Here is a 24,210-nt window from a genome sequence, read left to right as displayed (position 1 = left end):
TGGCCGTCTGCCTCGGCTTCGAGCCGGGCCAGGTGATTACGCCAGCGCTGCCGTTCATGGACCGAGCGCAGCAAGCGCACGCCGATGGGGGCCAGGTCGGGATCACCGGGCTTGACCGGCCGCCAGATGTAGCGGTGAGGGTCGACCGGCTCGTCAGGCAGGCCAAGGGCTTCAAGGACCCAGGTCCGGCGGTCCTGCTTGTGCTCCGTCAGGGTCTTGTTCGACCACTTCCGGGAGACCAGGACGCGGCGGCCCGCGTAGCCGAGGTGATCGGGCTTGTGCGCCTTACCTCTGCACCGGCCCGGAGCCATCCCCGGTTTGGCGCCCTTGGGCTGCACCCCGTACCGCAGCCAGTTCGGGCAGGTCGGCGAACACGGCTCGAACCGCAGCGCCTCCAGCAGCCGTTCGGCGTGTGCCTTTCGACGAGGGTCGTCAGTGCCGAGGGCGTCACCGAGGCTCTTGGTCAGGTACTTCGACAGGTACTGGATGAGCTGGTCGGCGTCGGGCGTTCCGGCGAGGACGCTCTGTATGTCGAGCTGGTCGCCGAAGCGGAGCACGTGCAGGGGTTCGGCCTCGTCGTCCTGGTCGAGAGCGTCGAGTGCCTGTTCCCAGGTCGGCAGGACCTCCCCCGTGGTTGGGTCGAGGTAGCCGGCCCCGTCCTCCCACACGGGCAGGTGCTTCCCCTCGAAACGGACTACATCCGTTGAAGGCCACCACACCTGGTGATATGTGGCCGCGATGATCTGCCGCAGCTCCGCACGCGGGAGGGTGCCGCGGATCGCCATGTGCAGGTGCGGTGCGAGCCGCTTTTGAGGCTCGACGGTGGCGAAGTACTGCACGTCATAGCCCGCCACGCGGCGGAGGTTCTGCACGAAGCGGTCGACCAGTTTGGAGAAGTGCAGCGCGTCCCGAGCCGCCCGCACGTAGTCGTACCGGTCCGGGTCCGGGGGCGCACCCTCCAGCACGCGCCCATACGACGGGAGCGTGAGCGTGACGAACATCGAGGGCCGGTAGGTCTTGCCGTCCGCGCCGGTGAAGGTCCGCCCGAGCGTGGTCTTGGTCATCTGCCGCTTGGGCAGATCCGGGGCGTCCTGCCGCCGCTTCGTCGACCGCGAGCGCTTACCCGAGGCTCGGCCGAGGACGTTGCCGCGCATCCCGGCCCGGTTGATCTCCTCGTCCAAGTCCTCAATGGCCGCATCGAGGTCGGTGGTGTCGCCGCCCGCCTTTTCCACCTCGTCCCGCCACGCCTGGGCGTCGGCCCGCAGCTCGACAAGGTGACGCTGATACTCGTCCGCGTTGTCGGGCAGGTTCACGGGCTCGGCTTCCAGGTGCCAGCCCTCCCGGCACTGCGCCCGCCGAAGCTGCCGGTTGCGCTTCGCGCACGGCGGGCACTTGCTCTCCAGCGTCGCCCCGCACGGCACGTCGATGACCTCAACCTGCCCGGTGAGGATGTCCTGCCGCCGCAGCGGAACCGGACGGATACACACCCCGTACTGCTTGGCGATCTCCTCCACGACCTCACGAGCCAGCGGTTGAGCCATTCGGACGGCGCGAGGGGTGGAGCGGTCGTGCGGGTTGGTCACCGGTCACCGTCCCACGCGCTGATGGGGTCGAGGAGGTCGGCCGGGCCGAGACCGTCGACCATGACGGCGGCCTTTTCGCCGCATTCGTGGCACTCGACGATGCCGCGCACCGGGTCGAGCCACAGCACATCCAGGGCACCGCAGCCCGAGCAGCGCAGGCCGTCGAGGATGTGAGCCAGGCGCATCATCGGCCCTCCCCCGCGAACTCGGCGACCATCGCCCGGATATCGGTGTCGGAGACGTACGCGGCCCGCACCCGCACCGGATCAGGACTGGTTTCGAGACGGACGTAGCCGACGCCCGCGCCCAGCTCAGGAACCGGCGAGATGTGGTCGGCCAGTGCGCCCCGGTCGCGTGCCCCGTCGCCGAGGACCATGTCCACCTGTTCCGACTCGTCCAACCGGAGCGCGATCTTGTCGGGGAACAGGTTGCGGATGTTCATGACCTCCTTGCGCGGGTCCTGCAACGCGGCCATGACCCCGAGGCCGACCGCCCGGCCCTGGGTCGTCAGGGTCGCCAGGGCCGCCGTGATGCGCTGACGGAGGCCCTTGTCGGGCTGGTAGGCGGTCAGGAACGCCACCTCGTCCACGAGGACCAGGACGAACGGGTCGGAAGGCGTCGGGGTGTGGGAGCGCTGGAGGCCGGCGAACCGGTCGGCCCGCTCCTGCATCACCGAGACCGCCTCATCGAGCAGGTCGGCGCACTCCTTCGGATCGGCTGCATACCGGGAGCCGAACAGCGCACGCCCGAAGGACAGCTCCATCCGCTTGGGGTCGAGCGCCCACACCTGAACCAGGCCCGCCCGCATCGCGGGGAGGAGGCCGCGGATTGTCGACCACAGGTAGGAGCCTTTGCCCGCGCCCGTGGCCCCGGCGATCAAGACATGGGTGCCGTGAACCTTGAGCCGCAGCGGTGTGCCGTCTTCGCACCGGCCGATCTCGACCGGCCCCACCGAGGCGACCTCGGGAACCGGAAGGGCGGGCAGTGGTTCGGCGAGGGGGTCGCGGCGGGGGAAGGTGAGCACGAGCCGCCCGGCCCGCGCGACGGCGACCCGGCAGGAGGGTGCGCCGAAGCCGTGGGCCAGGTGCTCGATGCGGTCGGCCCAGTCGGTGACGGCTTGGCCGTTGAGCATCTTCACGCTGACGCGGTCGGCCCAGCCGTCGCACTCGACCCGGACGAGGCGGGGTAGGTAGTCGCGGCCCCGGATGTGCCGCCCGAGGCCGGAGACGACCATGACCGGTTGCCAGTGCCGCCGGTAGACGGCGACGAGCCGCCACCAGGCCAGTAGGGGCCAGCCGACCAACCTTAGGAACGAGGCCCGATCAAGCAGCGCCCAGGACAGGCCTGCCGAGGGCAGGAACCCGGCCATGACCAGGGCCAGGCGCCAGCCGTACAGGGTCCAGATGACCCCGAGTCCGACCGGCACGGCCACCGCGACCGGATGCCGCACGACGAGGCGAACCAGGCCCGCGAACAGGCGCGACAGCCAGATCACCAGGGTGACGATGGCGGGGGTCTGCATGACGGCCGGGCGGAAGACCACGGCCGTGTCTGGTGTGGTGGAGACGAGGTTGCGTGCCTCGTCGCCGGGAAGTTTCTTGAACATTAGGCTTGGTGTCCTCTCAGGCATTGGCGTGTGTGAGAGATCGGGGGGCCGCTGGAATGCCAGTTCCAGCGGCCCCGTCCTTGGGTCAGGCCGCCGGGCCGGTGGCCTGCGCGTGTTCGGTGTGGTCGGCGTGCAGGCGTTCGCAGTCGGCCAGGTACCGCGCGGCGGCGTTGAAGATCTGCCGGGCGATGTCCAGGTCTTCGGCGGTGACCGGACTGGCCGCCCCGGTGGCCGAGACCGTCACGTCCGCCTCGCCGGACTCCAGGACCAGGTACGGCCGCCCCGACTCCAGCACTCGCGCGCTGGCCGCAGTGATCGAGCCGTAGAACGAGACGCCGATACGGGGACGCTCACCGGGATCGACCGACATCGACAGGTGCGTGTACGGCCGCCAGTTCACGCCGCCGCCTCCTTGCCGTTGCTGGCCGCCTTGGCGTGAGCGCGAGGAGCGCGCATCTCCCGTGCCCTGATGGAGTAGGCGAGCCGTCCGGACCCGTTGACGTACGGGGTCACGGTCAGTCCGTCGAACTCGACCGGCGTGAACGGCAGGCCCGCAACCGGGGCCGGGGGCACCGGCTGGACCGGAGCGAGGATCTTGACGGCCACGGTCTTCTGCGCCGCCTTCAGCGACGGGTCAGCGTCCATCACGGGGATCTGCCAGACGAGTTCGCCCGTCTGCTTGTCCCGCGCCTGGACGAAGCGACCGTTGCTCGACGCCTCGAAGTCCTTGACCGGCTCGACCTCGCCCACTGCGTAGCAGCCGTACGGGAAGATCTGGCCGAAGCTGATCGGAATGGGTCCCTGTAGAGCCATGATTACCGCCCTCCCTTCTTGTACGGTCAGCCACCTTGACTGACCAAGTTGTGTCTCCATTAAGCACTGAACCCACTTGGCTAGTCAAGCAGTCCAAGTGGGTTCGGGCGGGAAAGTTGGATTACCTAATCGGGTAGGCGTCCTCAAGTTCGTGACGATCGCCGGGAAGGACCGTCTCCACGACGGCCCACGGCTTGCCGGTCGCATCGCAGGCGACGGCATAGACGGCCAGCAGAGCGGCCGAGGTCTTGACGCCGAGGAGGTCGCGCTCTTCCTGAGTGGGGTTGCGTGCGGTCACATGCTCGACGATGTGGTCCAGCTCGACACCGGCCGCAGCTTCGACGTAGCGCCGTACGCCCTGCTTGAGATCTTCGGGCTCTGCCAGCGGGCTACCTTCGGCCACGTCCGCCGGCACCCAGGTGGAGGAGATCTCAGATGCTTCGTCGTCGCGGGTGACGAGGGTCCTGCGGAGGACGACCGCCGACTTGGGCGTGATGTCGAGGTAGGCCGCGATGCGGTTAGGGGCTGGCACCGGCCCGGCGGACAGCAGCGAGCTTCCGACCCGGGTCTCTTTGCGGTCGAGCAGTTCCCGGCCCGTGCGGACCTGCCGTCCGGAGGCGATGGCGGGACGGCCGCGTACGAATCGGCCCTTGCCCTGATGGGTGACGATCCACCCCTGATCTCGGAGTACGCCCAGCGCCTTGACCACCGTGGGCCGCGCCATGCCGAATTCGGCCATGAGTTGGTGTTCGCTCGGCAGCGGTGAGCCGGGCGGATATTCGCCTGATTCGATGCGCCGTTCAAGCTCGGCGATGAGTTGGGCGTACTTGGGAGGAGTGTATTCAAATGACATCAGAGCCCCGCATTCAACATGCCTGTCTAGCCAAGCAGGCTAGCAGTGCAGGTGTGTCGTGCGAAGGCCCATTGCCGACAGGAGCCCGTAACCCAAGGGCAGCGGACTGCCGGCCCCTAACGGACCTCACCCGTCAGCAGGTCGAACCAGGTCGCCCAGCCCTGCCGGACCGACCACCGGTGAGTCTCGGCGATCTCCGGTTCTTCGTCCTTCTGGACGGTACGGCGGATGTAGGCCAGCCCGCCGGACTGGCACAGTTCGTAGAACCTGGCCTGACAGTCACACGTCCAGGCCAGGACCAGGACCCGCTGCGCAGGTGTGGGCTTCCACCACTCCAATTTGCGGAAGTATCCCCGGCGGATTGGGACGTGTGCGCTGTGCAGGCGGTCCGGCTCGTCGAGGTCGTTCACGAGGCATCCCCCGCCAGGTACGGCGGACGAGGGTACTGCTGGCGCAGTTGCCCGTACCGGTGAGCCACCCGGCGCGCAGCGGTGACGACATCGGAGGCCGGGCCGAAGGCGTAGACGGGCCGCCCGCTGGTCGAGGTACGGCCCGAGCGCCACCGGAACCAGCGGCCATCGGTCCACACGACCAGCTCGACCCAGACCGACACCAGCGCCAGCCCGTACCCCTCGTGGACGTCGGCGGCCACGCCGTACTGCTCCAGCTCCACACGCAGCCGCTCGGCACATTGGGCAGCGGTAACGGCCAGGGGGCGACGGCCCGCCACGAGCCGATCGGCGCTCATGACGCCACCGCCCTACGGCCCGAGCCCGAGCACTCGAAACACTCGACCGTGGACAGCTCCACGATCACGCCATCAAGCCGGTACTCCGCATCCGCCGACGCCCGCCGGACAAGCCGCCAGCCCTTCCCCCGGCAGGCCCCGCACCTCTCCGTCTCCGTAACCATGGGGCAAGGGTCGTAATTGCAGGTCGCTCAACCCATCCCGCGCCGATATTCCGGCCGGGCATGCCGATATCCCTTGACGGGTTAACCCCAACCCGGAAGCTTGGAAATACAGGCAGTCAAGCAGACGCAAGGGGAAGCGCCTTATGCCCGCAGAAGCGGCGGAACCGGTCATGATCCCGCCCGACCTCTGGCAGCGCCCCGAAATGCTCGACGCCCTGAAGAAACGGAACATCGGGCAGGTTTTCCGGCTTATCAGGCAATACGCGGGCGTGAGTCAGACTCGCATTGGCATTGCCGTGAATCTCAGCCAGGGCAAGGTCAGCGAGATCATGCGCGGAAGCGCGCAGGTCACCGCACTGGATGTGTTCGAGCGGATCGCCGATGGACTGCGCATGCCCGACCCGGCCCGGCTCGCTCTCGGACTCGCCCCCCGCGCCTCCGGCCGTTCCCAGATCATCGAGGCCGCCTCATCCCGTCGCGCTATCCCTTCTCGGGATGGGATGCCAGCGAGTCAGCTCCTTAGCGTCGAAGGCGTGGTGATCGGCCCGCGTCCAACTGACGACCCATGGGATGTCGACCTTCTGACGCTGGCCTGGGTAGTGGGAAGGCTGGATGCCCGTATGGACCGACGAACGATGCTGCTCCTCGCGGCCGGAATGACCGCCGAAACCGCGGCCTCCATCGCGGACCCTTGGGAGCGCCTTTCCCGTGCGCTGAGGGGGCCGCAGATGCTCGACGACGACACGATTGAACGGCTCGAAGCGCGCACCATCGGCTTCCACCGGCTCGAATACGTCATGCCCGCCCGAGCCATCTACCAGGGGCTCACGACGCACATCAACGAGTTGAGCACCCTGCTTCAAAGCGGCCCGCCCGAGCGCTACCGGCGCCGCTTGGCGGCAACAGCCGGCGAAGCCGCAACGCTGGCGTCCTGGATTGCCTGGGACCTCAAGCAGCCCGCGCAGTCGGCCTCATTCGAGCGCGTTGCCGCCCTGGCCGCCGAGGAGAGCGGGCACCGCGTCATCCAGGCATGCACGTACGCCTACCGGTCGTACGCCGTCACCGGCCCCGAGGCCGTCGAGCACATTCGACGCGCCCAGCAGTTCCTCCCGGCCGAAGGCGACGACGCAACGCGCGCGTGGTTGCTGGCCCGGGAAGCCGAAGAGTTGGCCGGACTCGGCGACGGCCAGGCGGTCGAACTGTTGCAGCGAGCTGAGGAAGCCCACACCCGTGCCCGGCCCCACCGTGAGCGCGCATGGACCCGCTTTCTCGACGCCGGACGCATGGCTGCATTCCAGCTCTCGACCTACGTACGGCTCGGCGACGAGCAGCACGTGACAGAGGCCGGCCAAGCCGCCCTTGCCGCCCTCGGCCAGGACGAGGACCAAAAGCGCGTGTCCGTCGTCTACGCCGACATCGCACAAGACGAGTCGCAAACTTCTCTCTATCCGCCCCGTTCGCAACGTAGCGGGTCAACTTTGGGTGCGGTTTATCTCGCAAGGTAAGTTCGAGAACGAGGTGACCCAGGTGGATACTGAGGGTTTTACCGTCTGGGGATTGAAGCAAGATGGGACCTTGCGTCGATCGCATGTGGACACGATGCACGATGCGATACAGCGGGCTCTGACTCCAGAGCTGTAGAGCTGCCGAATTGCTCTCATAGGGATCAAGGGCGGCGCTGCGCGCCGCCTCGCGGCCCCTCGCCCGCTCGGCGGCCGGGCATGCGGCCTGGGGGCCGGTCCCGGCCGCCGACGGCTCGAACCGCATCGCTGCAAACTACTGTCATCCAGCGATCACTTCTCGCTACGGTGTCATCGTGACATCGGCCTTCCAATACGAGATTCGTTGCTGGGCGTGCGCCGAGGACCAGGCCGCAGAAGAGCGTGCGGAGTTCGTGACTGGCCAAACCGGTGAGAACGACGAGCAAAAGATCCGCTTAGCTATCGCCACCTGCAATAACTGCTTCGCGCCCGTAGCCCTCTACCAGCAGCTCATTTGGGACGACTACGCAGAGGAAGAGGTCGTACGGTCCACGCGCGCAGACGTGATCTGGCCCTACTCAGATCAAAGAGGGCAAGATCGCTCACGCGCCATCCCCCATGATCTGCGCAGAGAGCACCAAGAAGCGCAACTATGCTTCAACGCCAACGCATACACGGCCACTGTCGTCATGGTTCGACGCGCCCTAGAAGGGGTGTGTACCGACCATAACATCAAGGTCAAGAACCTGGTCAGTGCACTCGAAGAGATGGAGCGCCAGGGGCTGATTGAAGGCCGACTACTCGAGTGGGCTCAGGAGCTACGAGTGCTTGGAAACGAAGCAGCACACTATACGGGCCGCCCGGTAGCTCGCCAGGACGCACAAGATGCGCTCGACCTGGCCGAAGCTCTGATGGATTACCTGTACGTCTTTACCGGGCGCTTCAACGAGTTCAAGAAGCGCCGCGACGAGTCTCGAAAGGACGCCTCCGGCGGGGGCGCTCCGGCTCCGGGATGACCGCCAAGTTGAGGAGTGCGGGCCGTAGGTGGCTGAGGTAGGAGTCCGCGCGTCCCTTCTGCCATCGACCCGGGCAAGCCCAGCAGACCAGCTCCTACGGCTCAAGCCCGTCTGTGACCCCTGGCGTCCGATGACCGAGGAACAGCGACCGGTTGACGTACACGCGAAGACGGGCTTGCCCCTCCGTCGCCGGCCTGCTGCTGCTCCGCAGCGGGTCGAGGGCATACGGGATGCGCGGACGGGGGAGGAGCGTGCGGCGCCGCACGGGCAGAAAGGCCGCTGTGCAATATGCGTGCAATGATCTTGACGATCAGGGCCGGGCGAGCGGGCTCCGGCGCAGGTCAAGAGCGTCGGGCAACCTGGAATGGTCACGCGCTGTAAAACCGTCGGCTCAGCCTACCCAGGTTCGAACCCTGGACCTGCCACCAGCAGAACAGCAGCTCAGAGGCCCTCCGGGGCCTCTTCTGCTTTCCGGCCCATGCAGCCAGAGGCAGCCCTGAGTGGCCCGATGCCAGTGGGTCGACAAATGCGGCATGCGCCTCACCGTCGTCTTCGGCGCCATCACGCCACCGTCGGCATGGCTCTGCTTGCACTGTCCGGACCCCAGGGCAGCTACCTCGTCAACATCCTCGGCCCGTCCGTCGTCATCGGCGTCGGTATGGCCCTGATCTTCCTGCCCCTGTCCCTGGCGGCCGGCACCGGCGTGCCCGCCGACTGCCAGGGCATCGCCTCCGGCTCCATCAACGGACCTCCTTGGCCAGCAGGGCGCCAGGCCACGTCGGGGCCAGCAGGACCGCGCTGAGCAGCCCGATCGTGGTGGTGGCCCCCGCCGCGGCGGCGAGCGCGACGGTGTCGCTCACCCCCGGGTACGCGTACCGCCCGGTCGTGGCGAGCGTGGAGAACCCGGCCTCCTCCGCCAGGGCCGCCCAGCGCGGAATGGTCGCGGCGGTGACGTCGCGCACCTGGTTCGGAAGTCCGATGCCGATCTTCACCAAACTCCTCTCCGATGTCATGGCCTGCCAGGAAGACGGCCGTTCTCGACCAGCGCTTTGAGCCGCGGCAGGGTCTTCTCGATGGCCTCGGCATCCCGCCGGCCCCAGGCGGATCCCGCGACGCGCTCTCCCTGCGGCGAGGTGGTGAAGTCGCAGGTCTCGGTGACCAAGGTGCCGCCCTCGGCCTCCTCCAGCTCGTAGCGCCAGCGGTGCCGGCCCGGGTGCGCCCAGGCGATGCGGCGGTTCTCCTCGTACTCGACCACGGTGTTCGTCACCTCGTACGGCACGTCGAACAGCACCATCGAGACGCTGAACTCCGCGCCCAGGGTGAGGCGGGCGGGACCGGTGATCGTGCCCGCGACCGTGCCGGACCCGTCGAAGTGGTGGTGCCGGTGGGGGTCGGCGATCACGTCGAACACGGCGGCGGCGGGAGCGGCGATCAGGATGCTCCGCGAGATCTTCATCTCCGGTACGCGCGTGTCGCCCTTCGCGACGATCCGCGCCTCGACCGCGCCGAGCTGCTCGACCTCGACCCGGACGGTGTCGCCGGGCGCCAGGTAGTCGCGCCGCCCGGCCAGCTCCAGGATGCAGCCGGTGCCGACGGGACCGCTGGCGATGATGTCGCCGGCCCGCAGCGTGGTGTCCCGCGACGCGTGCGCCAGCAGCTCGCCGAACGACCAGTGGATCTCGTCCCAGCCGCCTCCTCCGTACAGCTCGCCGTTGACGTAGCCGTTCATCGCGAGCTTGTAGCCCTTGCCCGACCGGTGGGGCTCCAGTTCGTCGGGCGTGACCAGGTACGGGCCGAGGCTGGTGGCGGCGTCCTTGCTCTTGGAGGGGCCGAAGACGAAGCCCATCTCCCGGGCGAAAAGGTCGCGGGCGCTCCAGTCGCAGTAGACGACGTACCCGGCGATGTGGTCCTCGGCGGTGGCCGGGTCCAGGTCGGAGCAGTCGTCGGCGATGACGGCGGCGACCTCGACCTCGTAGTCCCACGCCGTGGTCGCGGCCGGGACGGGGACGTCGTCGCGCGGGCCCCGGATCGCGGCCGGGTTCGAGAAGTGGAAGATCGGCTCGTCGTACCAGACCTGGCTGATCGTGCCGCCGGCGGCGCCGGCGACGTGCCGTTCGAAGGCGGCGAAGTCGCGGACCGAGGGCGGCACCGGGATCGGCGCGAGGAGGTCCGCCCAGGCCAGGTCCACGATCTCGGCCGGGTTCGACGTCACGAGGGCGGCGGCCGCCTCCAGGCCCTCACCGGAGCGCAGCACGTCCAGCAAGGTCATTCCCGGGGTGTGGCCGAGGATCTTGTTTCCCTGCACCAGCCCGCAGCGCTCCGACCCGTCGGACGAGCGGTACGTGACCCACCTCATGCGGACTCCCCGATCGCCCGCGCGAACGCGCGTACCTCCTCGACGAACAGGCCGGGCTGCTCGAAAGCCGCGAAGTGGCCGCCGGCGGGGATGTCGTCGTTGAAGTAGCGCAGGTCGTGGAAGGCGCGTTCGGCCCAGATCCGCGGGGTGCGGGTCAGCTCGTTCGGGAAGACGCTCACGCCCACCGGCAGGTCCAGCTCGGTCAGCCCGAGCGGCTCCTGGGCGTACTCCCAGTAGAGGCGGGCGGATGAGGTGGCCGTCCCGGTCAGCCAGTACAGGGAGATGTGGTCGAGCATCTCGTCCAGGGTGAAGGCGCCGGGGGCGGCCCAGTCGAGGAACTTCTCGTAGATCCAGGCGGCCTGACCGGCCGGGGAGTCGGTCAGGGCGTAGCCGATGGTCTGCGGCCGGGTGCGCTGCAGCAGGTGGTAGCCGGAGTGGACGCGGGCGAACGCCTCGCCCTGGGCCAGGGCCGCGGCCTCTTCCCTGGTCGGCTCGTCGCCGACCGGCGGCAGGGCGAGGAACTCGGGGAAGTTGAGGTGGACGGCGCGCAGGCCGTCAGGGCGCTGCTTCCCCATGCGGGTGGCCACCACGCCGCCCCAGTCGCCGCCCTGCGCCAGGTAGGAGTCGTAGCCGAGGCGCCGCATCAGCACCGCGTACGCGGCGGCGATCCGGTCCGGGGTCCAGCCGCCGGTGCTGGGGATGTCCGAGAACCCGTAGCCGGGCATGGACGGGACGACGACGTGGAAGGCGTCCCGCGCGTCCCCGCCGTGCGCGACCGGATCGGTCAGCGGGCCGATCACCTTCAGGAACTCCAGGAACGATCCGGGCCAGCCGTGCAGCAGCAACAAGGGTGTCGCGTTCTGGTGCGGTGAGCGGACGTGCGTGAAGTGGATGCCCTGGCCGTCGATCGTGGTGCGGAACTGGCCGAGGTCGTTGAGGTGCCGCTCGATCGTGCGCCAGTCGTATTTGGTGGCCCAGTGGTGCAGGAGCTCCCGGAGCCGGCCGAGCTGCACGCCCTGGGCGGCGTCCGGCACGGTCTCCTGGTCGGGCAGGCGTACCCGGGCCAGCCGCTCTCTCAGGTCGGCCAGCGCGCTGTCCGGGATGTGGATATGGAACGGCTGGACGCCGTCGTGGCGAGCCGTGTCTGCTTGCATGGTCTTTCGGTTTCTCCGTGAACGGTGGTCATCGCCCGGCCTGAGGAGCCGGGCTCGGCAGATCGACCATGCGTTCGCGGTCACCGGCGCGTCCAATGAAAGTTGCGCAACAGGTAATACGATCCCCGTATCACCGCAGGTGGGCTAGCCTGCTGGTGTGCTCCCCGCCCCCGTCGACCTCGACCTGAGACTGGTGCGGTGCTTCGTCGTCGTCGCCGAGCATCGCCACTTCGGCCGCGCGGCGGAGGCCCTGCACACCACCCAGCCGTCGCTGAGCCGTCAGATCCGGCGGCTCGAGCAGCAGCTCGGCGTGCGGTTGCTCGACCGTACGACGCGCGGCACCCACCTGTCCGAGGCGGGCGAGGTCTTCCTGCCCCTGGCGACCGGGCTGCTGCGCGCGGCCGGCCAGGCCATGGCGCAGACCCGGGCCGCCGCCCGGCCGCGCGAGATCACCATCGGCTACACCCGCGGCCTGTTCATCACCCCCGCCGTACGCGCGCTGCGCAAGGCCGAGCCGGAAGCCGAGGTGAAGACCCGCCTGCTGGCCTGGAACGACTCACGAGCGGCGCTCCTCGACCATCGCGTCGACGCGGTCGTCACGCGGCTGCCGTTCGCCACCGACCAGCTGCACGTGACGGTCCTCTACGACGAGCCCCGCGTCCTGGTCGTCCCGCTCGACCACCCTCTCGTCGGCCGCGAATGGGTCACCCTCGACGACATCGCCGGCGAGCCGATCCCCCACGTCCGCCAGTCCGATCCGCTGCTCAACGCCTACTGGCGCGTGGACCCGCGCCCCGACGGGAGCCCGGCCCCGGACGGCCCGCTCGTCGAGGACCTCGAGGACAAGCACGAGCTCATCGCCGCCGGCGCCGCCGTGGCCATCGGCCCGCCCCTCGACTACGCCACCGGCCTGCACCCCGGGCTGACCACCATCCCGCTGCGCGACGTCGAGCCGAGCCAGGTCGTCCTCGCCACCCGGGCCGGCGACCGCAATCGCCTGGTCACCGCCTTCCGCAAGCACGCCGAGGCCCGGCTGCGCACGCACCAGAGCCACCCCGCACGGACGTCGGGGGTCAGGCGGTCGTCAGCGGATGGTCGGTGAGTCGTCAGCGGGGTTTCCGAAGGTAGAGCCATGACGAAACAGCACACCTCGGTCCTCATCTCCGGCGCCAGCATCGCGGGCCCCGCCCTCGCCTACTGGCTGGCCCGCTCCGGCGCCCAGGTCACCGTTGTGGAGAAGGCCCCAGCCCTCCGCAGCGGCGGCCAGGCCATCGACTTCAAGGGCGAGACCCACATGGAGCTCCTCCGCCGCATGGGCATCCTGGAGGAGATCCAGCGCCGCCAGACCGGGGGCACCGACCAGACGGTCATCGACTCGTACGGCAAGCGGATCACGGTCATGCCAGGCTGGTTCACCGGTGGCGACCTGGAGATTCTCCGCGGCGACCTGGCGGAGATCCTCTACGAGCGCACTCGTGACACCTGCCAGTACATCTTCGGCGACTCGATCACCTCGCTCACCGAGACCGCCTCGGGCGTCCAGGTGACGTTCGAAAAGGGCGCGCCCCGGACCTTCGACGTGGTCGTCGGCGCGGACGGCATCCACTCCAACGTGCGCCGCCTGGCGTTCGGCCCGGAGTCGAACTACGTGAAGCACATGGGTCACTACTACGCGCTGGTGGACATGGAGCGTGTCGTGGACGAGCCGGTGATGTACAACGAGCCGGGCAGGCTCGTCTCCATCGGCGGCCCCAAGGCGCCCGTCTTCTTCTGCTTCGCCTCGCCTCAGCTGACCTACGACCGCTACTCGGCGGCGGAGCAGAAGCAGATCCTGATCGACGCCTACCGCGATGGGGGCTGGCGGGTGCCCGAGATCCTGGCCAAGCTGGCCCGTTCGAAGGACGTGTACGTCGACGCCATCGCCCAGGTCGCGATCGAGCGCTTCTCGAAGGGCAGGATCGTGCTGCTCGGCGACGCCGCCGCGGCCAACACTCTCGGTGGCGTCGGCACCGGCCTGGCCCTGGTCGGCGCCTACGTGCTGGCGGGCGAGCTGAGCCAGGCCGACCACCGTACGGCCTTCGAGCGCTACGAGAAGACCATGCGCCCGTTCATCAAGGCCGCCGACGGCAACAACGCCGGGCCCTTCCTGGCACCGCGCACCCGCAAGGGTCTGTGGCTGCGCAACCAGTTGTTCAAGCGGAGCTTCCTGCTCAGGTCGATGGCCAAGATGGGGGAGAAGATGGCGGGCGGCCACTTCGAGCTGCCCGACTACGCCTCCCTGAGCCGGTCGGCGTCCACCGACGCGAGCCGCTCTAGGTGAGCCGGCAGAGTGTCCCGCACAGCGGACAGAAGGCGAGCTTGGCCGTAGACGTCGCCTCCAGGCCGCAGTCGGGGCAGCTGCCTTGCTCGAGATTCGCCGCATTCGGCCCGAAGTCACCGTCGTAGTAGTCCCGGTCCGGCCAGGCGACTGCCTCGATGAAGGGCTGAGCCGATGACGAGTCTCCGCCTGGTGACCGGGAGACTTCGGCAAGGACCAGCGTAGAGGGCATGGTGGTGCCTTGTTCCGCGTGAGCGGGCAGCACACGACGGAGTACGTCCACCAGTTCAGGAAGGCTCAGACGAAGCAGCTCCCGCGCCAGAGCGTCACGCTCATCATCGGTGGTCACAGGTGCCACGTTAGTCAAAGCCGGGCGGACTTCGGTCAAGCGGGGAGCCGGAGGGTGAAGGTGGAACCTTCGCCGACGACGCTGGTGGCGCTGAGCGACCCGCCGTGGGCCTCGGCGAGCTTGCGGGCGATGGGCAGGCCGAGCCCGCTGCCCCCGCTCCGCCTGCTGCGCGACTTCTCCACCCGCCAGAACCTCTCGAAGACCAGCGGGAGGTCGCCGGGGGCGATCCCGCTGCCGGTGTCGGCGACGTCGATCACCACGTCGCCGCCGTCATGGCGGGCGAGCAGGCTCACGGTGCCGCCGGGCGGGGTGTGCCGTACGGCGTTGGAGACGAGGTTGCCCACCATCTGGCGCAGTCGTACGGGATCGGCGACCAGATGGAGGCGGCCGTCGGCCTTCGTCAGCAGGGTGACGCCGGCGGCCTCCGCGCCGCCCCGGTGGGCGGTCGCGACCTGGGTGAGCAGGTCGGCCACGTCGACCGGCTCGGTGTGCATTCTCAGCTCGCCCGCGTCGGCCACCGCCAGGTCCTGGAGGTCGTCGATGACGCGCTGGAGCAGGAGGGCCTCCTCCAGCAGCGACGCCACGAGCTCCGGATCGGGGTCGGCGAGCCCGTCCTGGGCGGCCTCCAGCCAGCCGCGGATGTTGCTCAGCGGCGTCCGCAGCTCGTGGGCGACGTCGCCGACCATCGCCTTGCGCAGCTCCTCCAGTCGTTCGCGCCGCTCGGCCATGGCGTTGAAGGCCGCGGCGAGCCTGCCGATCTCGTCCTTCCCTTTGACCTCCACGCGGGCGGCGCGCCCTTCCTCCATCTGCCGTACGGCGTCGGTGAGCGCCCGCAGGGGGCGGCTCAGCCGGGTGCCGGCCATGACGCTGGCGGTGACGGTGATCAGCAGCACGAGGGCGGCGACGCCGGCGATGCGGGCCTGGTTCTCCGGCGACAGGTCGAAGACGGTGGACGTGTCGCCGCCTCGGCTGCTGAGGAAGAGCAGCGCGGGCGGGGCGACGTACGGCGTGAGCTGCTCGCGGCGGCTGCCGGCGACGCATTCCGGGACGACGCCGCCGCGCGGGCCGTCGTCCGCCGCCTGGGCGGGCACGGCTCCGGGCACCCGCGTCCAGCTGAAGTCGAGGTTGAGCCGCACGTTCGACTCGTGCCGCCGCTCCAGGCAACTGTCGACGAGCTTCTGCAGCGCCGTGAGGGCCTTGGCCTCGGTGGCGGTCGGCCGGTCGAGGACGGTGCTCGGGCACCGGGTATCGGAGTACGGCCGCGCGCCCCGGGTGTCGAGCACCGGTCGTCCGCTCGGGCTGTAGGCGATCGTGGCGACGGTGCCGAAGGCGTCGCGCAGGCAGGCGGCACGCCGTTCGGCGGCGACGCGCAGGGCGTCGCGTTCCTTGCGCGGCAGCAGGAAGGGGCCAACGGCGCGCGGGTCGATGTGGTCGGTCACGGCCGCCATGGCCTCGCCCTGCGATGCGTCCGAGTACCCGGTGGTCAGGGACGAACCGGACGCGGCCGCGAGGGCCGTGTCCATGTGCAGCGGGTCGATCGACGCGGTCGGCCGCGCGGGCAGGGTCGCGGGCGGCCCGGTGTCGGAGTCCACGAGCGGCACGCGCTGCTCGGTGGTGATCGTGACGCGGCGGCCGGTCTCGCGCGCCAACTGTTGCACGATCTTCCCCGCGCCGTCCCAGCCGGGGTGGGCGGCCGCGTAGCCGAGCAGGGTGTCGTACGTGCGGGCGTCGTCGGTGAGCGCCTGTCCCTGTTCCTGCCTGATCGCCACGGTGGTGCTCCGCGCGGTCAGCCAGGCCGTGGCCGCGATCGAGCAGACCGACACCAGCACGGAGACCGCGAGCACCCGCACCAGCAGGCTGCGGTGCAGCGGCACGTCAGTCCGCATCGCGCGCGTCCCGCCGGTCGTCGGCGAGCTTGTAGCCCACCCCATAGACGGTGAGGAGCCGTACGGGACGGCGCGGCGTGGGCTCGATCTTCCGGCGGAGGTTCATGATGTGGACGTCCACGGTGCGCGAGGTGATGTAGCGGTCGAACCCGTGCAGCCGGGTGAGGATCTGCTCGCGGGTGAACACCCGTCCCGGCTCGCTGACGAGCAGCTCCAGCACCGCGAACTCGCCGGGGGTGCACTCGACGGGCACGCCGTCCACGCTGACCTCGTGGCGGTCGGGGTCGACGACCAGGGCCCCGGCCCTCAGCACCGGCGCGGGCGGCCGGGCCGGGACGGCGACGGCACGGGCGCGCCTGAGCAGCGTGCGGACGCGCGCCATCAGCTCGCGCGGACTGTACGGCTTGGTCATGTAGTCGTCCGCGCCGAGGTCCAGGCCGAGCAGCAGGTCGTCCTCGGTGGAACGGGCGGTCAGCATCAGCACCGGGAGGTCCGACTCGGCGCGCAGGATGCGGCAGACGTCCAGTCCGTCGACCTTGGGCATCATCACGTCGAGCACCAGCAGGTCGGGGGCCCGCCGGCGTACCGCATCCAGGGCCGCGCGGCCGTCATGGACGGCGTCGACCTCGTGGCCCTCCCGCTCCAGATAGCGGCGGATGAGCTCGGCCTGCTTGACGTCGTCCTCTGCTATCAGGACATATGCACCCACAGTTGGCGATAGTAGGTGGGCCCGAGGACCGCCTCGCCCCTGCTCATCTGCCGGCCAAAGGTTCCTGACAGGTTCCTGACATTGCTCGGCCATTGTCTCCGGCATGAGCAACCGAACCGAGCGGCGCATGTCCGCACGACACGTCACCGCGATCTCCTTCGCCGCCCTGGCCTGCGGCGTCCTCACCGCCTGCGGTACCGCCGAGGCTGCGGGGGCCCCCGGCACCCCCGCTCCCGTCTCCGCCGGTCACGCGTCGGCCGCCCGGCCGGTCGCGGCGCAGACCGTGTCCAAGCCCAAGCCCGCCCACACCACGAAGTCCCGCGCGCAGCTGCGCCTGAACAGCTCCGCCGCCGAGGTGCGCAAGTTCCGCGAGGCGTACGCCCGGTGCCTGACCAAGCACGGGATGCCGAGCAAGGGCACCTGGTCCAAGGCGGCCGAGAAGTCCGCGCGGGCCGCCTGCGAGCGCCTGCGGCCGCTGCTGCCGCCGGAGCTCGACCCGGCCAAGAACCCGCACTACGCCAAGAGCGTCCGCATCGAGGCCAAGTGCCTGCAGGACCACGGCTTCGACGTCCACCTCGTCAAGGCGCCCGCCCCCGCCAAGATCGGCTGGCGGTACGCGAGCGTCCCCGGCGACGACGTCGACATCGCCAAGATCCAGGACACCTGCCGCGTGAAGGCGTTCGGCGGCGGCCGCGCGCTCCAGCCCGCCCCGCAGTAATCCCCTCGGGGCGGCGGGCGCCGCACAGCGTCCGCCGCCCCACGTTCACGGATGGACGTACCGCAGCCTGAGGGTGTCGACGTGGCCCGACCAGCGCAACGTCAGGTGCCAGCAGCCCGCTTTCGGCAGGTCGACGCCCGACGGGCCGGGCCCGCCGGGCACCTCGCGTACGACGGGAGCACCCGAGCCGTCCAGGCGCGCCTCGATCCGCAGGGGATCCCCGTCCTGGGACACCCGCGACACCCAGAGGATCTTGTTGCCGCGGTTCTCCTCCGGCGGCGACAGCAACCGATCGCCGAACACCACGGCCACGATGTCGCCCCGGTCCCCCAGGACGTACGGCATCGCCTGGTCGGGCGGGTGGAATCCCGTGCGGGCCCAGGTGGGCAGCGGAGCCGGTGACAACCGGTCGGGACACCCGCCGGACGGCTGCCCGGCACACCCCGCGAGCAGGGAACAGGCCAGGGCCAAGGTCAGCATCGGCGTCAGCGTGGTGCGAAGCATGGACGACTCCTCAGGGGGCGTACGTGGTCGTTACCTCTACACCGCTAACCCCTCCGCAGGTTCCGGCCCACAGGCGTCCCGTTCGTGAAGATTCATCTTCCTTCAGCCGATCTTCGGCGTCGTGCCCGATTCCGTCGCTCCGCCTTCCACGAGCGACCCCGCGTTCAACGACTTCGAGCAGGGGACGATCGCCTCGGCGACCGGGGAGAAGCGCGACGGCGCGAGCGACGTCGCGACGCGGATCCGCCTGAAGGCGCCGGTCGCCGTCGATCGCTCCTGGCAGGCGCTGAAGTTCGACGGCGGCCCCAAGGGCGCCGACGTCTCGGTGACGATCTTCGCCTACGACGCCGACGGCACCTTCCTGCCGCCGTCGTCCGGCTGGAAGAGCCTGGCCTCGCCGTATGTCTACATGATCCCCTCAGGCACCGCGAAGATCTCGTACGTCCTCAGCCACGACGCCGCCGGCTCGGTGCGGCCGATCGACATGAGCGAGCGAAGCGTCTGGGTCACGCTCAGCACGGTCGTGCTGGACCCCCGGGACGACTACAAGGTGAACGCCTCGACCATCACGCCGCAGTTCACCATCCCCGGGATGCACGACGAGCAGGGCGGCAACGTCGTCGACGGCAAGCTGTGGATCGGCGCCGCCGGCGACGACAGCCACACGGTCGCGAACGGCCACGTGTACGTCTACGACATCGACTACGCCGCGAAGACGGCCACCCTCGTCCACACGTTCACGCACAACTTCGGCCACCTCAACTCGTTCTCCTACGACGAGGCGAGCGGCGACCTGATCTTCGGCAACGGATCCAGCAGCTACACCCAGGCGCCGGCGTTCTACGTCGTCAAGGCGTCGAACATCGACCTCGACGGCACGAACACGCTCGACGGCGTGCACGCCACCGCCTTCGACGTCCCCGATGACTTCGGCGCCAAGTGCAACGTGATCTGGACCGACCAGCCCGGCGTCGCGGTGATGCTGACCGACGACGGCACCACCGTACGCACGATCAAGCCGGCCACCGGCACCGAGCACGGCACGTACGGCGTCTACGCCCCGGCCGCCGGCGGGGAGTACAACGGCACCTGGGACCTCCTGGCGACCTATCACATCAACAGCGCGTACGACGTCGTCCAGAGCGCGGCCTGGGTGCGTGGTCACCTCGTGATCGGCCTGGGCCACGGACCCATGTCGATCGCGGTCATCGACCTGCAGGACGACGGCCACATGGACTACGAGGTCTACCGCAACTCCGCGCAGTCCCAGTATTTCGAAGCGGTCTTCTACGACCCGGACAACCGCTACTTCGGGGGCGTCAACGCCAACACCGGAGTGGGCTACTTCTGGGACGACACCAACTTCTCGTTCACGGCGACGCCTCCGGCGCCGGTCGTGACCGGGGTGTCGGTCACTCCCTCGGTCGTCACCGTCTCCAGGGGTGAGAAGCGCTCCTTCACCGCCACGGTGACCGGCGACGGCCACCCGGCGCAGAGCGTGACGTGGAGCGTGAGCGGCAACGCGAGCACCGGCACGACCATCGACGGCGAGGGGCTGCTGACGGTCGCGTCCGACGAGAAGGCGCGGACTCTGACGGTCACCGCCACCTCGACCGCCGACGCCTCCCGGGCCGCCACCGCCACCGTCACCGTCCCGGCGCCCGGGACGTTCGGCGGGTTCAGGCCCCCGGTCAAGGCGGACGGCGTCACCGTCGTCAACGCCGGCCGGACCATCCCGATCAAGTGGACGATCGGCGGCGAGATGGACGGTGAGCCGGCGGTCGCGTCGGCCACGTTCGACGCGCCGGGTGCCGAGTATCACTGGATCAGCACGCTCGGTTCCTACCACCTCAACGTCGATACGCCGCGGTCGTGGGCAGGGAGCCGGCGCACCTTCACGGTGACGTTGGCCGACGGCAGCGTCCATCGTGCCGAGTTCGAGATGAAGTGATCGTGGCGGACTGAGCGTTCTCCGCTCACGTTCTCCGCTCACTGGGGCCGGCGGTGCCCGTCACCGCCGGCGCTACCCGGCGCTCCATGAGGATCGTCCCGGCGTCAGCAACCGGGAAAGCTGGCCGAGATCGGTGATCCGCACCAGCTCGGAGCGCCCGCCGACGCCGTCCCGGTCAAGCCAGACCGCGGCGAGCCCGGCGGCCATCGCACCGCCCGCGTCGATGTCGGGCTCGTTGCCGACGTACAGCACCTCGCCCGGGGGCAGCTCCAGCGCGTCGCACGCCGCGTGAAAGGCGGCGGCCTGGGGTTTGGACACGCCGAGTTCGGCGGCGCACAGGACGGTCTCGAAATGGTCCCGCACGCCGAGGATGCGCAACTTGCGTTCCTGGTAGTCCAGCCTGGAGTTCGACAGCACGGCTTGACGGAATTCGGTGGCGAGCTCGTGCAAGGTCGCGAGGCTGTCGGGGAAGAGCGCCCAGCAGGCTTCGAAGTGGGCCACGTAGCGATCGAACCAGGCGTCCGCTTCGGAGTCGTCCATGTCCACGCCGAGAAAGCCCCGGACACGCGCGCGGCGCTGTCCCTGGAAGTCGGTCTCCTGCGCGATGAATCTCGCCCAGTGCAGCTCTGTCTGGGCCTTCCAGTGACGAAGGGCGTCGTCGACGGAGGGGAACAGCGCGGCGAGCCCTTCGGCGGCCAGATGGTCGCGGAGGCCGGCGCGGTCGGCGCCGGCGTAGTCGAACAGAGTGTCGTCGATGTCCCAGAGCACGGCACGGATCGGCATGCGGAGACGCTAACGCGTCCGGCGGATGCCGGGCATGGGCCATTTCCGCAGGGGATTTCCGGGCCACTCCGCCGGCGTTCCGCCTGGAGTGCCGAACAGCGCCTGACGCACGATCAGCCTCTCTGCGGGTCGGCCCAGTCACCGTGGGCCACGATGGCGAGGTCCTCGGGGCCGACATCCCTGCCGGAGACGGTGCGCGGGCCGATCACGACCGGCTCGCCGGTGCCCCGTTCGACGAGACGCAGCGGGCCGCCGTCCTCACCCTGCAGGTACTTGTTGCCCCACTGCATGAGCGCGAAGACGGCAGGGAACAGGTCCCTGCCCTTCTCCGTCAGCAGGTATTCGTAGCGGGTCCGCTTGCCCGGCTCCCGGTAGGGCTGCTTGGTGAACACCCCGATGTCGGTCAGGTCCTTGAGCCGTGCCGCGACGATCGCGTCGCCGATCTTCGTCCGCCGTACGAAGTCGTCGAACCGGGTCGTGCCGTAGAAGGCCTCGCGCAGGATCAGCATCGCCGACCGCGTGCCGATGGTCTCCATCGACCTGCCGATCGAGCAGTTGTCCAGCCGCCACGTGGTCCGATCGGCCAGAACACCCTCGAATGAGAGCGGCATGATGTCCCCTGATTTCTACGCGGGCCGGTCGGTGATGACGACGACACCTGACGGCGCGTCGAGCAGTTCCACCGTACGGTCGGCGGCGTGGTCGATCTGGACGCGTGGCTCGGCGGGGATCTGCTGTTCGTTGTAGGTGCCGGGTCCGTAGAACTGTCCGTAGCTGAGCACGACCCCGCCCTCGGCGAGTACGGAGCGTTCGAGCTCGGCGACGGCGTCGGCATCGGGGCCGGCCTGGAGCCGCCAGGCGACGGTCTGGGCGAGGATCTTCGGCGATCCGCTCTGCCGTGCCGCTTCGATCAGGTTCTGGTTGCCCTCGGTCCGGATGCGCGCGTTCAGCTCCACGTGCTCATCGAGCTTCTCCGCTTCGTCGGGCAGATCGGTCAGTTCGTTCAGGATGACGTCCGGGGCGAAGTCGCGGACCGCCTTGACGAGGGCGTCGCGGTCGAAGACGTCGCACAGGATCGGCTCGGCGCCGAGCCGGGCCAGTAGCTCGGTCTTGCCGGGTGAGCGGGTCATGCCGCCGACCACGTGCCCTGCCTTGACCAGGCGGGGAATCAGCCGCTGCCCGATCACGCCGGACGCGCCGGCCAGAAAGATCCTCATGCCCCTCACCTAACTTCACAATTTATTAGTCAGCGTAGACGGCCCACTTTCCTGGAGACAAGTCAGGGCCGGGTAGTCGGTGTAGCCCTTGTGGTCTCCGCCGTAGGCCCGGCTGAAGTCGGGGGCGTTGAAGGGCCCGCCGGTCCGCAACCGGCGAGGCAGGTCCGGGTTGGCCATGAAGAGCGAGGCGTAGGAGATCAGGTCGGCGGCGCTGTCGTCGATGAGCTTCAGCGACTCAGGCCCGGTGAATGCGCCGGGGGTGTACGGGTTGAGAATCAGCGTGCCGGTCCACCGTTCCCGCAGCCGGTGGGTGAGCTCCGTGTCGGGTCCTTCGGCGATGTGCAGGTAGGCCAGGCCGAGCGGGTTGAGCGCGTCGAGCAGCGCGAGGTAGGTGTCGTGGTGGCCGTCTTCGACGATGTCGTTGTAGACGTGGGACGGCCAGATCCGCAGTCCGACGCGGTCGGCGCCGACGGCGTCCGCCACGGCCCTGGCCACCTCGACGGTGAACCGGCCGCGTCGCCGGGCGCTGCCGCCCCACTCGTCGTCACGCTGGTTGGCGTTCGTCGATAGGAACTGGTGCAGCAGAAAGCCGCTGCCCGCGTGCAACTCCACCCCGTCGAAGCCGGCCTCGATCGCGTTGCGCGCCGCCGACGCGAAGTCCTCGATGGTCTCCTTGATGCCGGCCCGGTCCAGCGCCCGCGGGGTGACGAACTCCTGCGGGCCGTCCATGGTGAACACCGTTCCGGCGGCCTTCACCGGCGACGGCCCGACCGGTGTCAGCGTTCCCCCGTGCAGGCTGGGATGGCCGACCCGCCCCGCGTGCATGAGCTGAGCGAAGATCAAGCCGTTCCGCTCGTGCACCCCGGCGGTCACCCTCCGCCAGGCCTCGACCTGTCCGGCGCTGTGCAGCCCCGGCGTGTTCGGGAAGCCCTGCCCGATCGGCGAAGGCTGGGTGCTTTCGGTGATGATCAGACCGGCGTCGGCGCGCTGGGCGTAGTAGGTCGCCATCAGCGGGGTCGGGCTCGCTCCCGGCCCGTACGCGCGGTTCCGCGTCATCGGGGCCATGACCACCCTGTTGCGGGCGGTGTACCGGCCGATGGTGATCGGTTCGAACGCTGTGGACATGAGACTCTCCCTTTGATCGGATTCGGCGAGACGGGACGGATCATTCGCCGCTGGGGGCGGGGGCCACGCAGCCGTCCGGGGTGCACACCCCGTCGCCGCCGGTTATCGGAGGCAGAGGGGAGACGGCGGCCGGATGGCCCTCCTCCCAGACGGAACCAATGGCCGAGAGCAGTTCGCCGGGGCCGATCGCGCCGGACATGGCGTACTTTCCGTCCAGGACGATGAACGGCGTGCCGCGGGCGCCGAGGCGCTGGGCCGTGTGCTGGTCGTCGGCCACCCGCGCCCGGTATCTGCCGTCGTGCAGCGCGGCAGCCGCGCCGTCGCGGTCCAGTCCCACCTCCGAGGCGAAGTCGAGCACCTGCTCAACGGTCCACAGGTCGCGGCCCTGCCCGAAGTGGGCGCGGAACATCGCCGACCAGATCTCGCCCGAACGGCCCTGGCCGGCGGCGTACGCGAGAAGCTCGTGGGCGAAGTCGGTCGGCCCCAGCCGGCGTTCGAGCGCGTTGTACGGCGTGAGTCCCTCGGCCTCGGCGGCCGCCTCGATCCGGCGCAGGACCTGCTCGCCGGTCGCCTCGGGCATTCCGGCCATGCGGAACAGCTCCCGCTGGGTCACTCCCTCACGAGGGAGGTCGGGATGCAGCTGAAAAGAGCGATGCACCACGTGGACGTCCGAGGCGTGCGCGAAGCGGTCCAGTGCCTGGCGCAGCCTGTGGTCCATCAGCCCGCAGTACGGGCACACGATGTCCGACCAGAACTCGATCTTCACGGGAATCGCCCTCGCTTCCTGGCTACATACCTTCTGTTCGTAGCGACATCGTGCATTAGAATCAAAACCCGTACAAAAGGCACATTCATGTGTGTAGAAGCGGTTACGCCA

General features: G+C 69.4%; 26 protein-coding genes. 6 read left to right on the top strand and 20 right to left on the bottom strand.

What is annotated here, in order from left to right:
* The 8 genes from HCK04_RS33365 to HCK04_RS33330 form a co-directional block, all read right to left on the bottom strand.
* Positions 1-1,541 (bottom strand): replication initiator (locus HCK04_RS33365; protein ID WP_205831020.1); only part of this gene is annotated, 1,541 nt, incomplete at its 3' end.
* 38 nt (positions 1,542-1,579) lie between these two features.
* A complete protein-coding gene (locus HCK04_RS33360; protein ID WP_142651345.1) occupies positions 1,580-1,771 on the bottom strand; it encodes a hypothetical protein in 192 nt (63 codons plus the stop codon).
* Positions 1,768-3,189 (bottom strand): FtsK/SpoIIIE domain-containing protein, encoded by a 1,422-nt coding sequence (locus tag HCK04_RS33355; RefSeq protein WP_142651344.1) that lies wholly within the window; start codon positions 3,187-3,189, stop codon positions 1,768-1,770. The genes HCK04_RS33360 and HCK04_RS33355 overlap by 4 nt, the downstream gene beginning before the upstream one ends.
* A gap of 85 nt (positions 3,190-3,274) precedes the next feature.
* Positions 3,275-3,589 carry a hypothetical protein gene (locus tag HCK04_RS33350; RefSeq protein ID WP_142651343.1) on the bottom strand — a complete coding sequence of 105 codons (315 nt, stop codon included), beginning with the start codon at positions 3,587-3,589 and terminating at the stop codon, positions 3,275-3,277.
* Positions 3,586-4,002: a plasmid replication, integration and excision activator gene (locus HCK04_RS33345; RefSeq protein WP_142619338.1), complete on the bottom strand. Its 417-nt coding sequence runs from the start codon at positions 4,000-4,002 to the stop codon at positions 3,586-3,588. The genes HCK04_RS33350 and HCK04_RS33345 overlap by 4 nt, the downstream gene beginning before the upstream one ends.
* A 121-nt stretch (positions 4,003-4,123) precedes the next feature.
* Positions 4,124-4,855, bottom strand: a complete 732-nt coding sequence (locus tag HCK04_RS33340; protein ID WP_142651342.1) for a GntR family transcriptional regulator — start codon at positions 4,853-4,855, stop codon at positions 4,124-4,126.
* Positions 4,856-4,971: 116 nt separating this feature from the next.
* Positions 4,972-5,265 carry a hypothetical protein gene (locus HCK04_RS33335; RefSeq protein ID WP_142651341.1) on the bottom strand — a complete coding sequence of 98 codons (294 nt, stop codon included), beginning with the start codon at positions 5,263-5,265 and terminating at the stop codon, positions 4,972-4,974.
* Positions 5,262-5,603 carry a hypothetical protein gene (locus HCK04_RS33330; RefSeq protein ID WP_142651340.1) on the bottom strand — a complete coding sequence of 114 codons (342 nt, stop codon included), beginning with the start codon at positions 5,601-5,603 and terminating at the stop codon, positions 5,262-5,264. Before HCK04_RS33330 ends, HCK04_RS33335 begins: the two co-directional genes overlap by 4 nt.
* 334 nt (positions 5,604-5,937) lie before the next feature.
* Between HCK04_RS33330 and HCK04_RS33325 the strand changes: the two genes are divergently transcribed.
* Together HCK04_RS33325 and HCK04_RS44445 are read left to right on the top strand one after the other, a co-directional pair.
* Positions 5,938-7,272 (top strand): helix-turn-helix domain-containing protein, encoded by a 1,335-nt coding sequence (locus tag HCK04_RS33325; protein WP_205831019.1) that lies wholly within the window; start codon positions 5,938-5,940, stop codon positions 7,270-7,272.
* Between the two features lie 311 nt (positions 7,273-7,583).
* A complete protein-coding gene (locus tag HCK04_RS44445; protein WP_168066484.1) occupies positions 7,584-8,264 on the top strand; it encodes a DUF4145 domain-containing protein in 681 nt (226 codons plus the stop codon).
* Between the two features lie 740 nt (positions 8,265-9,004).
* On the opposite strand, the gene HCK04_RS33315 is transcribed toward HCK04_RS44445, so the two are convergent.
* Genes HCK04_RS33315 through HCK04_RS33300 form a run of 3 tightly spaced genes read right to left on the bottom strand, consistent with a single transcriptional unit; the run spans position 9,005 to position 11,774 of the window.
* Positions 9,005-9,256, bottom strand: coding sequence for an LLM class flavin-dependent oxidoreductase (locus HCK04_RS33315; RefSeq protein ID WP_221890011.1), 252 nt, complete (start codon positions 9,254-9,256; stop codon positions 9,005-9,007).
* Positions 9,257-9,273: 17 nt separating this feature from the next.
* Complete coding sequence (locus tag HCK04_RS44440; protein ID WP_142651338.1) at positions 9,274-10,620, bottom strand: fumarylacetoacetate hydrolase family protein; 1,347 nt, start codon at positions 10,618-10,620, stop codon at positions 9,274-9,276.
* On the bottom strand, positions 10,617-11,774 hold the full coding sequence (locus HCK04_RS33300) for an epoxide hydrolase family protein (RefSeq protein WP_142651337.1): 1,158 nt from the start codon (positions 11,772-11,774) through the stop codon (positions 10,617-10,619). Before HCK04_RS33300 ends, HCK04_RS44440 begins: the two co-directional genes overlap by 4 nt.
* Before the next feature lie 157 nt (positions 11,775-11,931).
* On the opposite strand from HCK04_RS33300, the gene HCK04_RS33295 reads away from it, so the two are divergent.
* Together HCK04_RS33295 and HCK04_RS33290 are read left to right on the top strand one after the other, a co-directional pair.
* Positions 11,932-12,876 carry a LysR family transcriptional regulator gene (locus tag HCK04_RS33295; RefSeq protein ID WP_142651336.1) on the top strand — a complete coding sequence of 315 codons (945 nt, stop codon included), beginning with the start codon at positions 11,932-11,934 and terminating at the stop codon, positions 12,874-12,876.
* Positions 12,877-12,906: 30 nt separating this feature from the next.
* On the top strand, positions 12,907-14,094 hold the full coding sequence (locus HCK04_RS33290; protein ID WP_142651335.1) for an FAD-dependent monooxygenase: 1,188 nt from the start codon (positions 12,907-12,909) through the stop codon (positions 14,092-14,094).
* On the opposite strand, the gene HCK04_RS33285 is transcribed toward HCK04_RS33290, so the two are convergent.
* From HCK04_RS33285 to HCK04_RS33275, 3 genes are read right to left on the bottom strand one after another with little or no spacing between them, the layout of a single operon-like run.
* Positions 14,087-14,440, bottom strand: a complete 354-nt coding sequence (locus tag HCK04_RS33285) for a hypothetical protein (protein ID WP_142651334.1) — start codon at positions 14,438-14,440, stop codon at positions 14,087-14,089. The two genes, HCK04_RS33290 and HCK04_RS33285, sit on opposite strands and share 8 nt — an antisense overlap.
* A 35-nt stretch (positions 14,441-14,475) precedes the next feature.
* A complete protein-coding gene (locus tag HCK04_RS33280) occupies positions 14,476-16,326 on the bottom strand; it encodes a HAMP domain-containing sensor histidine kinase (RefSeq protein WP_142651333.1) in 1,851 nt (616 codons plus the stop codon).
* Entirely contained in the window at positions 16,316-17,035 is a 720-nt protein-coding gene (locus HCK04_RS33275; RefSeq protein ID WP_142651332.1) for a response regulator transcription factor, read from the bottom strand. Before HCK04_RS33275 ends, HCK04_RS33280 begins: the two co-directional genes overlap by 11 nt.
* Positions 17,036-17,138: 103 nt before the next feature.
* Between HCK04_RS33275 and HCK04_RS33270 the strand changes: the two genes are divergently transcribed.
* Positions 17,139-17,753, top strand: a complete 615-nt coding sequence (locus tag HCK04_RS33270; protein WP_142651331.1) for a hypothetical protein — start codon at positions 17,139-17,141, stop codon at positions 17,751-17,753.
* Between the two features lie 45 nt (positions 17,754-17,798).
* Here HCK04_RS33270 and HCK04_RS33265 read toward each other — a convergent pair whose 3' ends face one another.
* Positions 17,799-18,257, bottom strand: coding sequence for a hypothetical protein (locus tag HCK04_RS33265; protein ID WP_205831017.1), 459 nt, complete (start codon positions 18,255-18,257; stop codon positions 17,799-17,801).
* 121 nt (positions 18,258-18,378) lie between these two features.
* Here HCK04_RS33265 and HCK04_RS44435 point away from each other — a divergent pair, with 121 nt between their 5' ends.
* Positions 18,379-20,208 (top strand): PxKF domain-containing protein, encoded by a 1,830-nt coding sequence (locus HCK04_RS44435; protein ID WP_142651330.1) that lies wholly within the window; start codon positions 18,379-18,381, stop codon positions 20,206-20,208.
* Positions 20,209-20,280: 72 nt separating this feature from the next.
* On the opposite strand, the gene HCK04_RS33255 is transcribed toward HCK04_RS44435, so the two are convergent.
* From HCK04_RS33255 to HCK04_RS33235, 5 genes are all read right to left on the bottom strand, one after another.
* Complete coding sequence (locus HCK04_RS33255) at positions 20,281-20,991, bottom strand: HAD family hydrolase (protein WP_142651329.1); 711 nt, start codon at positions 20,989-20,991, stop codon at positions 20,281-20,283.
* A 113-nt stretch (positions 20,992-21,104) separates the two neighbouring features.
* Entirely contained in the window at positions 21,105-21,602 is a 498-nt protein-coding gene (locus tag HCK04_RS33250; protein ID WP_142651328.1) for a helix-turn-helix domain-containing protein, read from the bottom strand.
* 15 nt (positions 21,603-21,617) lie between these two features.
* Entirely contained in the window at positions 21,618-22,208 is a 591-nt protein-coding gene (locus HCK04_RS33245; RefSeq protein ID WP_142651327.1) for an NAD(P)-dependent oxidoreductase, read from the bottom strand.
* Between the two features lie 15 nt (positions 22,209-22,223).
* Positions 22,224-23,333, bottom strand: a complete 1,110-nt coding sequence (locus tag HCK04_RS33240; protein ID WP_142651326.1) for an alkene reductase — start codon at positions 23,331-23,333, stop codon at positions 22,224-22,226.
* A gap of 40 nt (positions 23,334-23,373) precedes the next feature.
* Positions 23,374-24,099 (bottom strand): DsbA family protein, encoded by a 726-nt coding sequence (locus HCK04_RS33235; RefSeq protein ID WP_142651325.1) that lies wholly within the window; start codon positions 24,097-24,099, stop codon positions 23,374-23,376.
* Positions 24,100-24,210 lie beyond the last annotated feature (111 nt).

Source organism: Microbispora sp. CL1-1 (assembly GCF_012034195.1).
Taxonomy (GTDB): Bacteria; Actinomycetota; Actinomycetes; order Streptosporangiales; family Streptosporangiaceae; genus Microbispora.
The sequence above is the reverse complement of the archived record's forward strand: the minus strand, read 5'-3'. Positions and strand labels throughout refer to the sequence as shown.

Coding starts and splice junctions, on each gene's coding strand:
- HCK04_RS33325 (WP_205831019.1), top strand. CDS start 5,938: ATGATCCCGCCCGACCTCTGGCAGCGCCCCGAAATGCTCGACGCCCTG.
- HCK04_RS33360 (WP_142651345.1), bottom strand. CDS start 1,771: ATGATGCGCCTGGCTCACATCCTCGACGGCCTGCGCTGCTCGGGCTGC.
- HCK04_RS33270 (WP_142651331.1), top strand. CDS start 17,139: ATGAGCAACCGAACCGAGCGGCGCATGTCCGCACGACACGTCACCGCG.
- HCK04_RS44440 (WP_142651338.1), bottom strand. CDS start 10,620: ATGAGGTGGGTCACGTACCGCTCGTCCGACGGGTCGGAGCGCTGCGGG.
- HCK04_RS33280 (WP_142651333.1), bottom strand. CDS start 16,326: ATGCGGACTGACGTGCCGCTGCACCGCAGCCTGCTGGTGCGGGTGCTC.
- HCK04_RS33340 (WP_142651342.1), bottom strand. CDS start 4,855: ATGTCATTTGAATACACTCCTCCCAAGTACGCCCAACTCATCGCCGAG.
- HCK04_RS33345 (WP_142619338.1), bottom strand. CDS start 4,002: ATGGCTCTACAGGGACCCATTCCGATCAGCTTCGGCCAGATCTTCCCG.
- HCK04_RS33250 (WP_142651328.1), bottom strand. CDS start 21,602: ATGCCGCTCTCATTCGAGGGTGTTCTGGCCGATCGGACCACGTGGCGG.
- HCK04_RS33240 (WP_142651326.1), bottom strand. CDS start 23,333: ATGTCCACAGCGTTCGAACCGATCACCATCGGCCGGTACACCGCCCGC.
- HCK04_RS33330 (WP_142651340.1), bottom strand. CDS start 5,603: ATGAGCGCCGATCGGCTCGTGGCGGGCCGTCGCCCCCTGGCCGTTACC.
- HCK04_RS33355 (WP_142651344.1), bottom strand. CDS start 3,189: ATGTTCAAGAAACTTCCCGGCGACGAGGCACGCAACCTCGTCTCCACC.
- HCK04_RS33290 (WP_142651335.1), top strand. CDS start 12,907: ATGACGAAACAGCACACCTCGGTCCTCATCTCCGGCGCCAGCATCGCG.
- HCK04_RS33245 (WP_142651327.1), bottom strand. CDS start 22,208: ATGAGGATCTTTCTGGCCGGCGCGTCCGGCGTGATCGGGCAGCGGCTG.
- HCK04_RS33300 (WP_142651337.1), bottom strand. CDS start 11,774: ATGCAAGCAGACACGGCTCGCCACGACGGCGTCCAGCCGTTCCATATC.
- HCK04_RS33255 (WP_142651329.1), bottom strand. CDS start 20,991: ATGCCGATCCGTGCCGTGCTCTGGGACATCGACGACACTCTGTTCGAC.
- HCK04_RS33265 (WP_205831017.1), bottom strand. CDS start 18,257: ATGCTTCGCACCACGCTGACGCCGATGCTGACCTTGGCCCTGGCCTGT.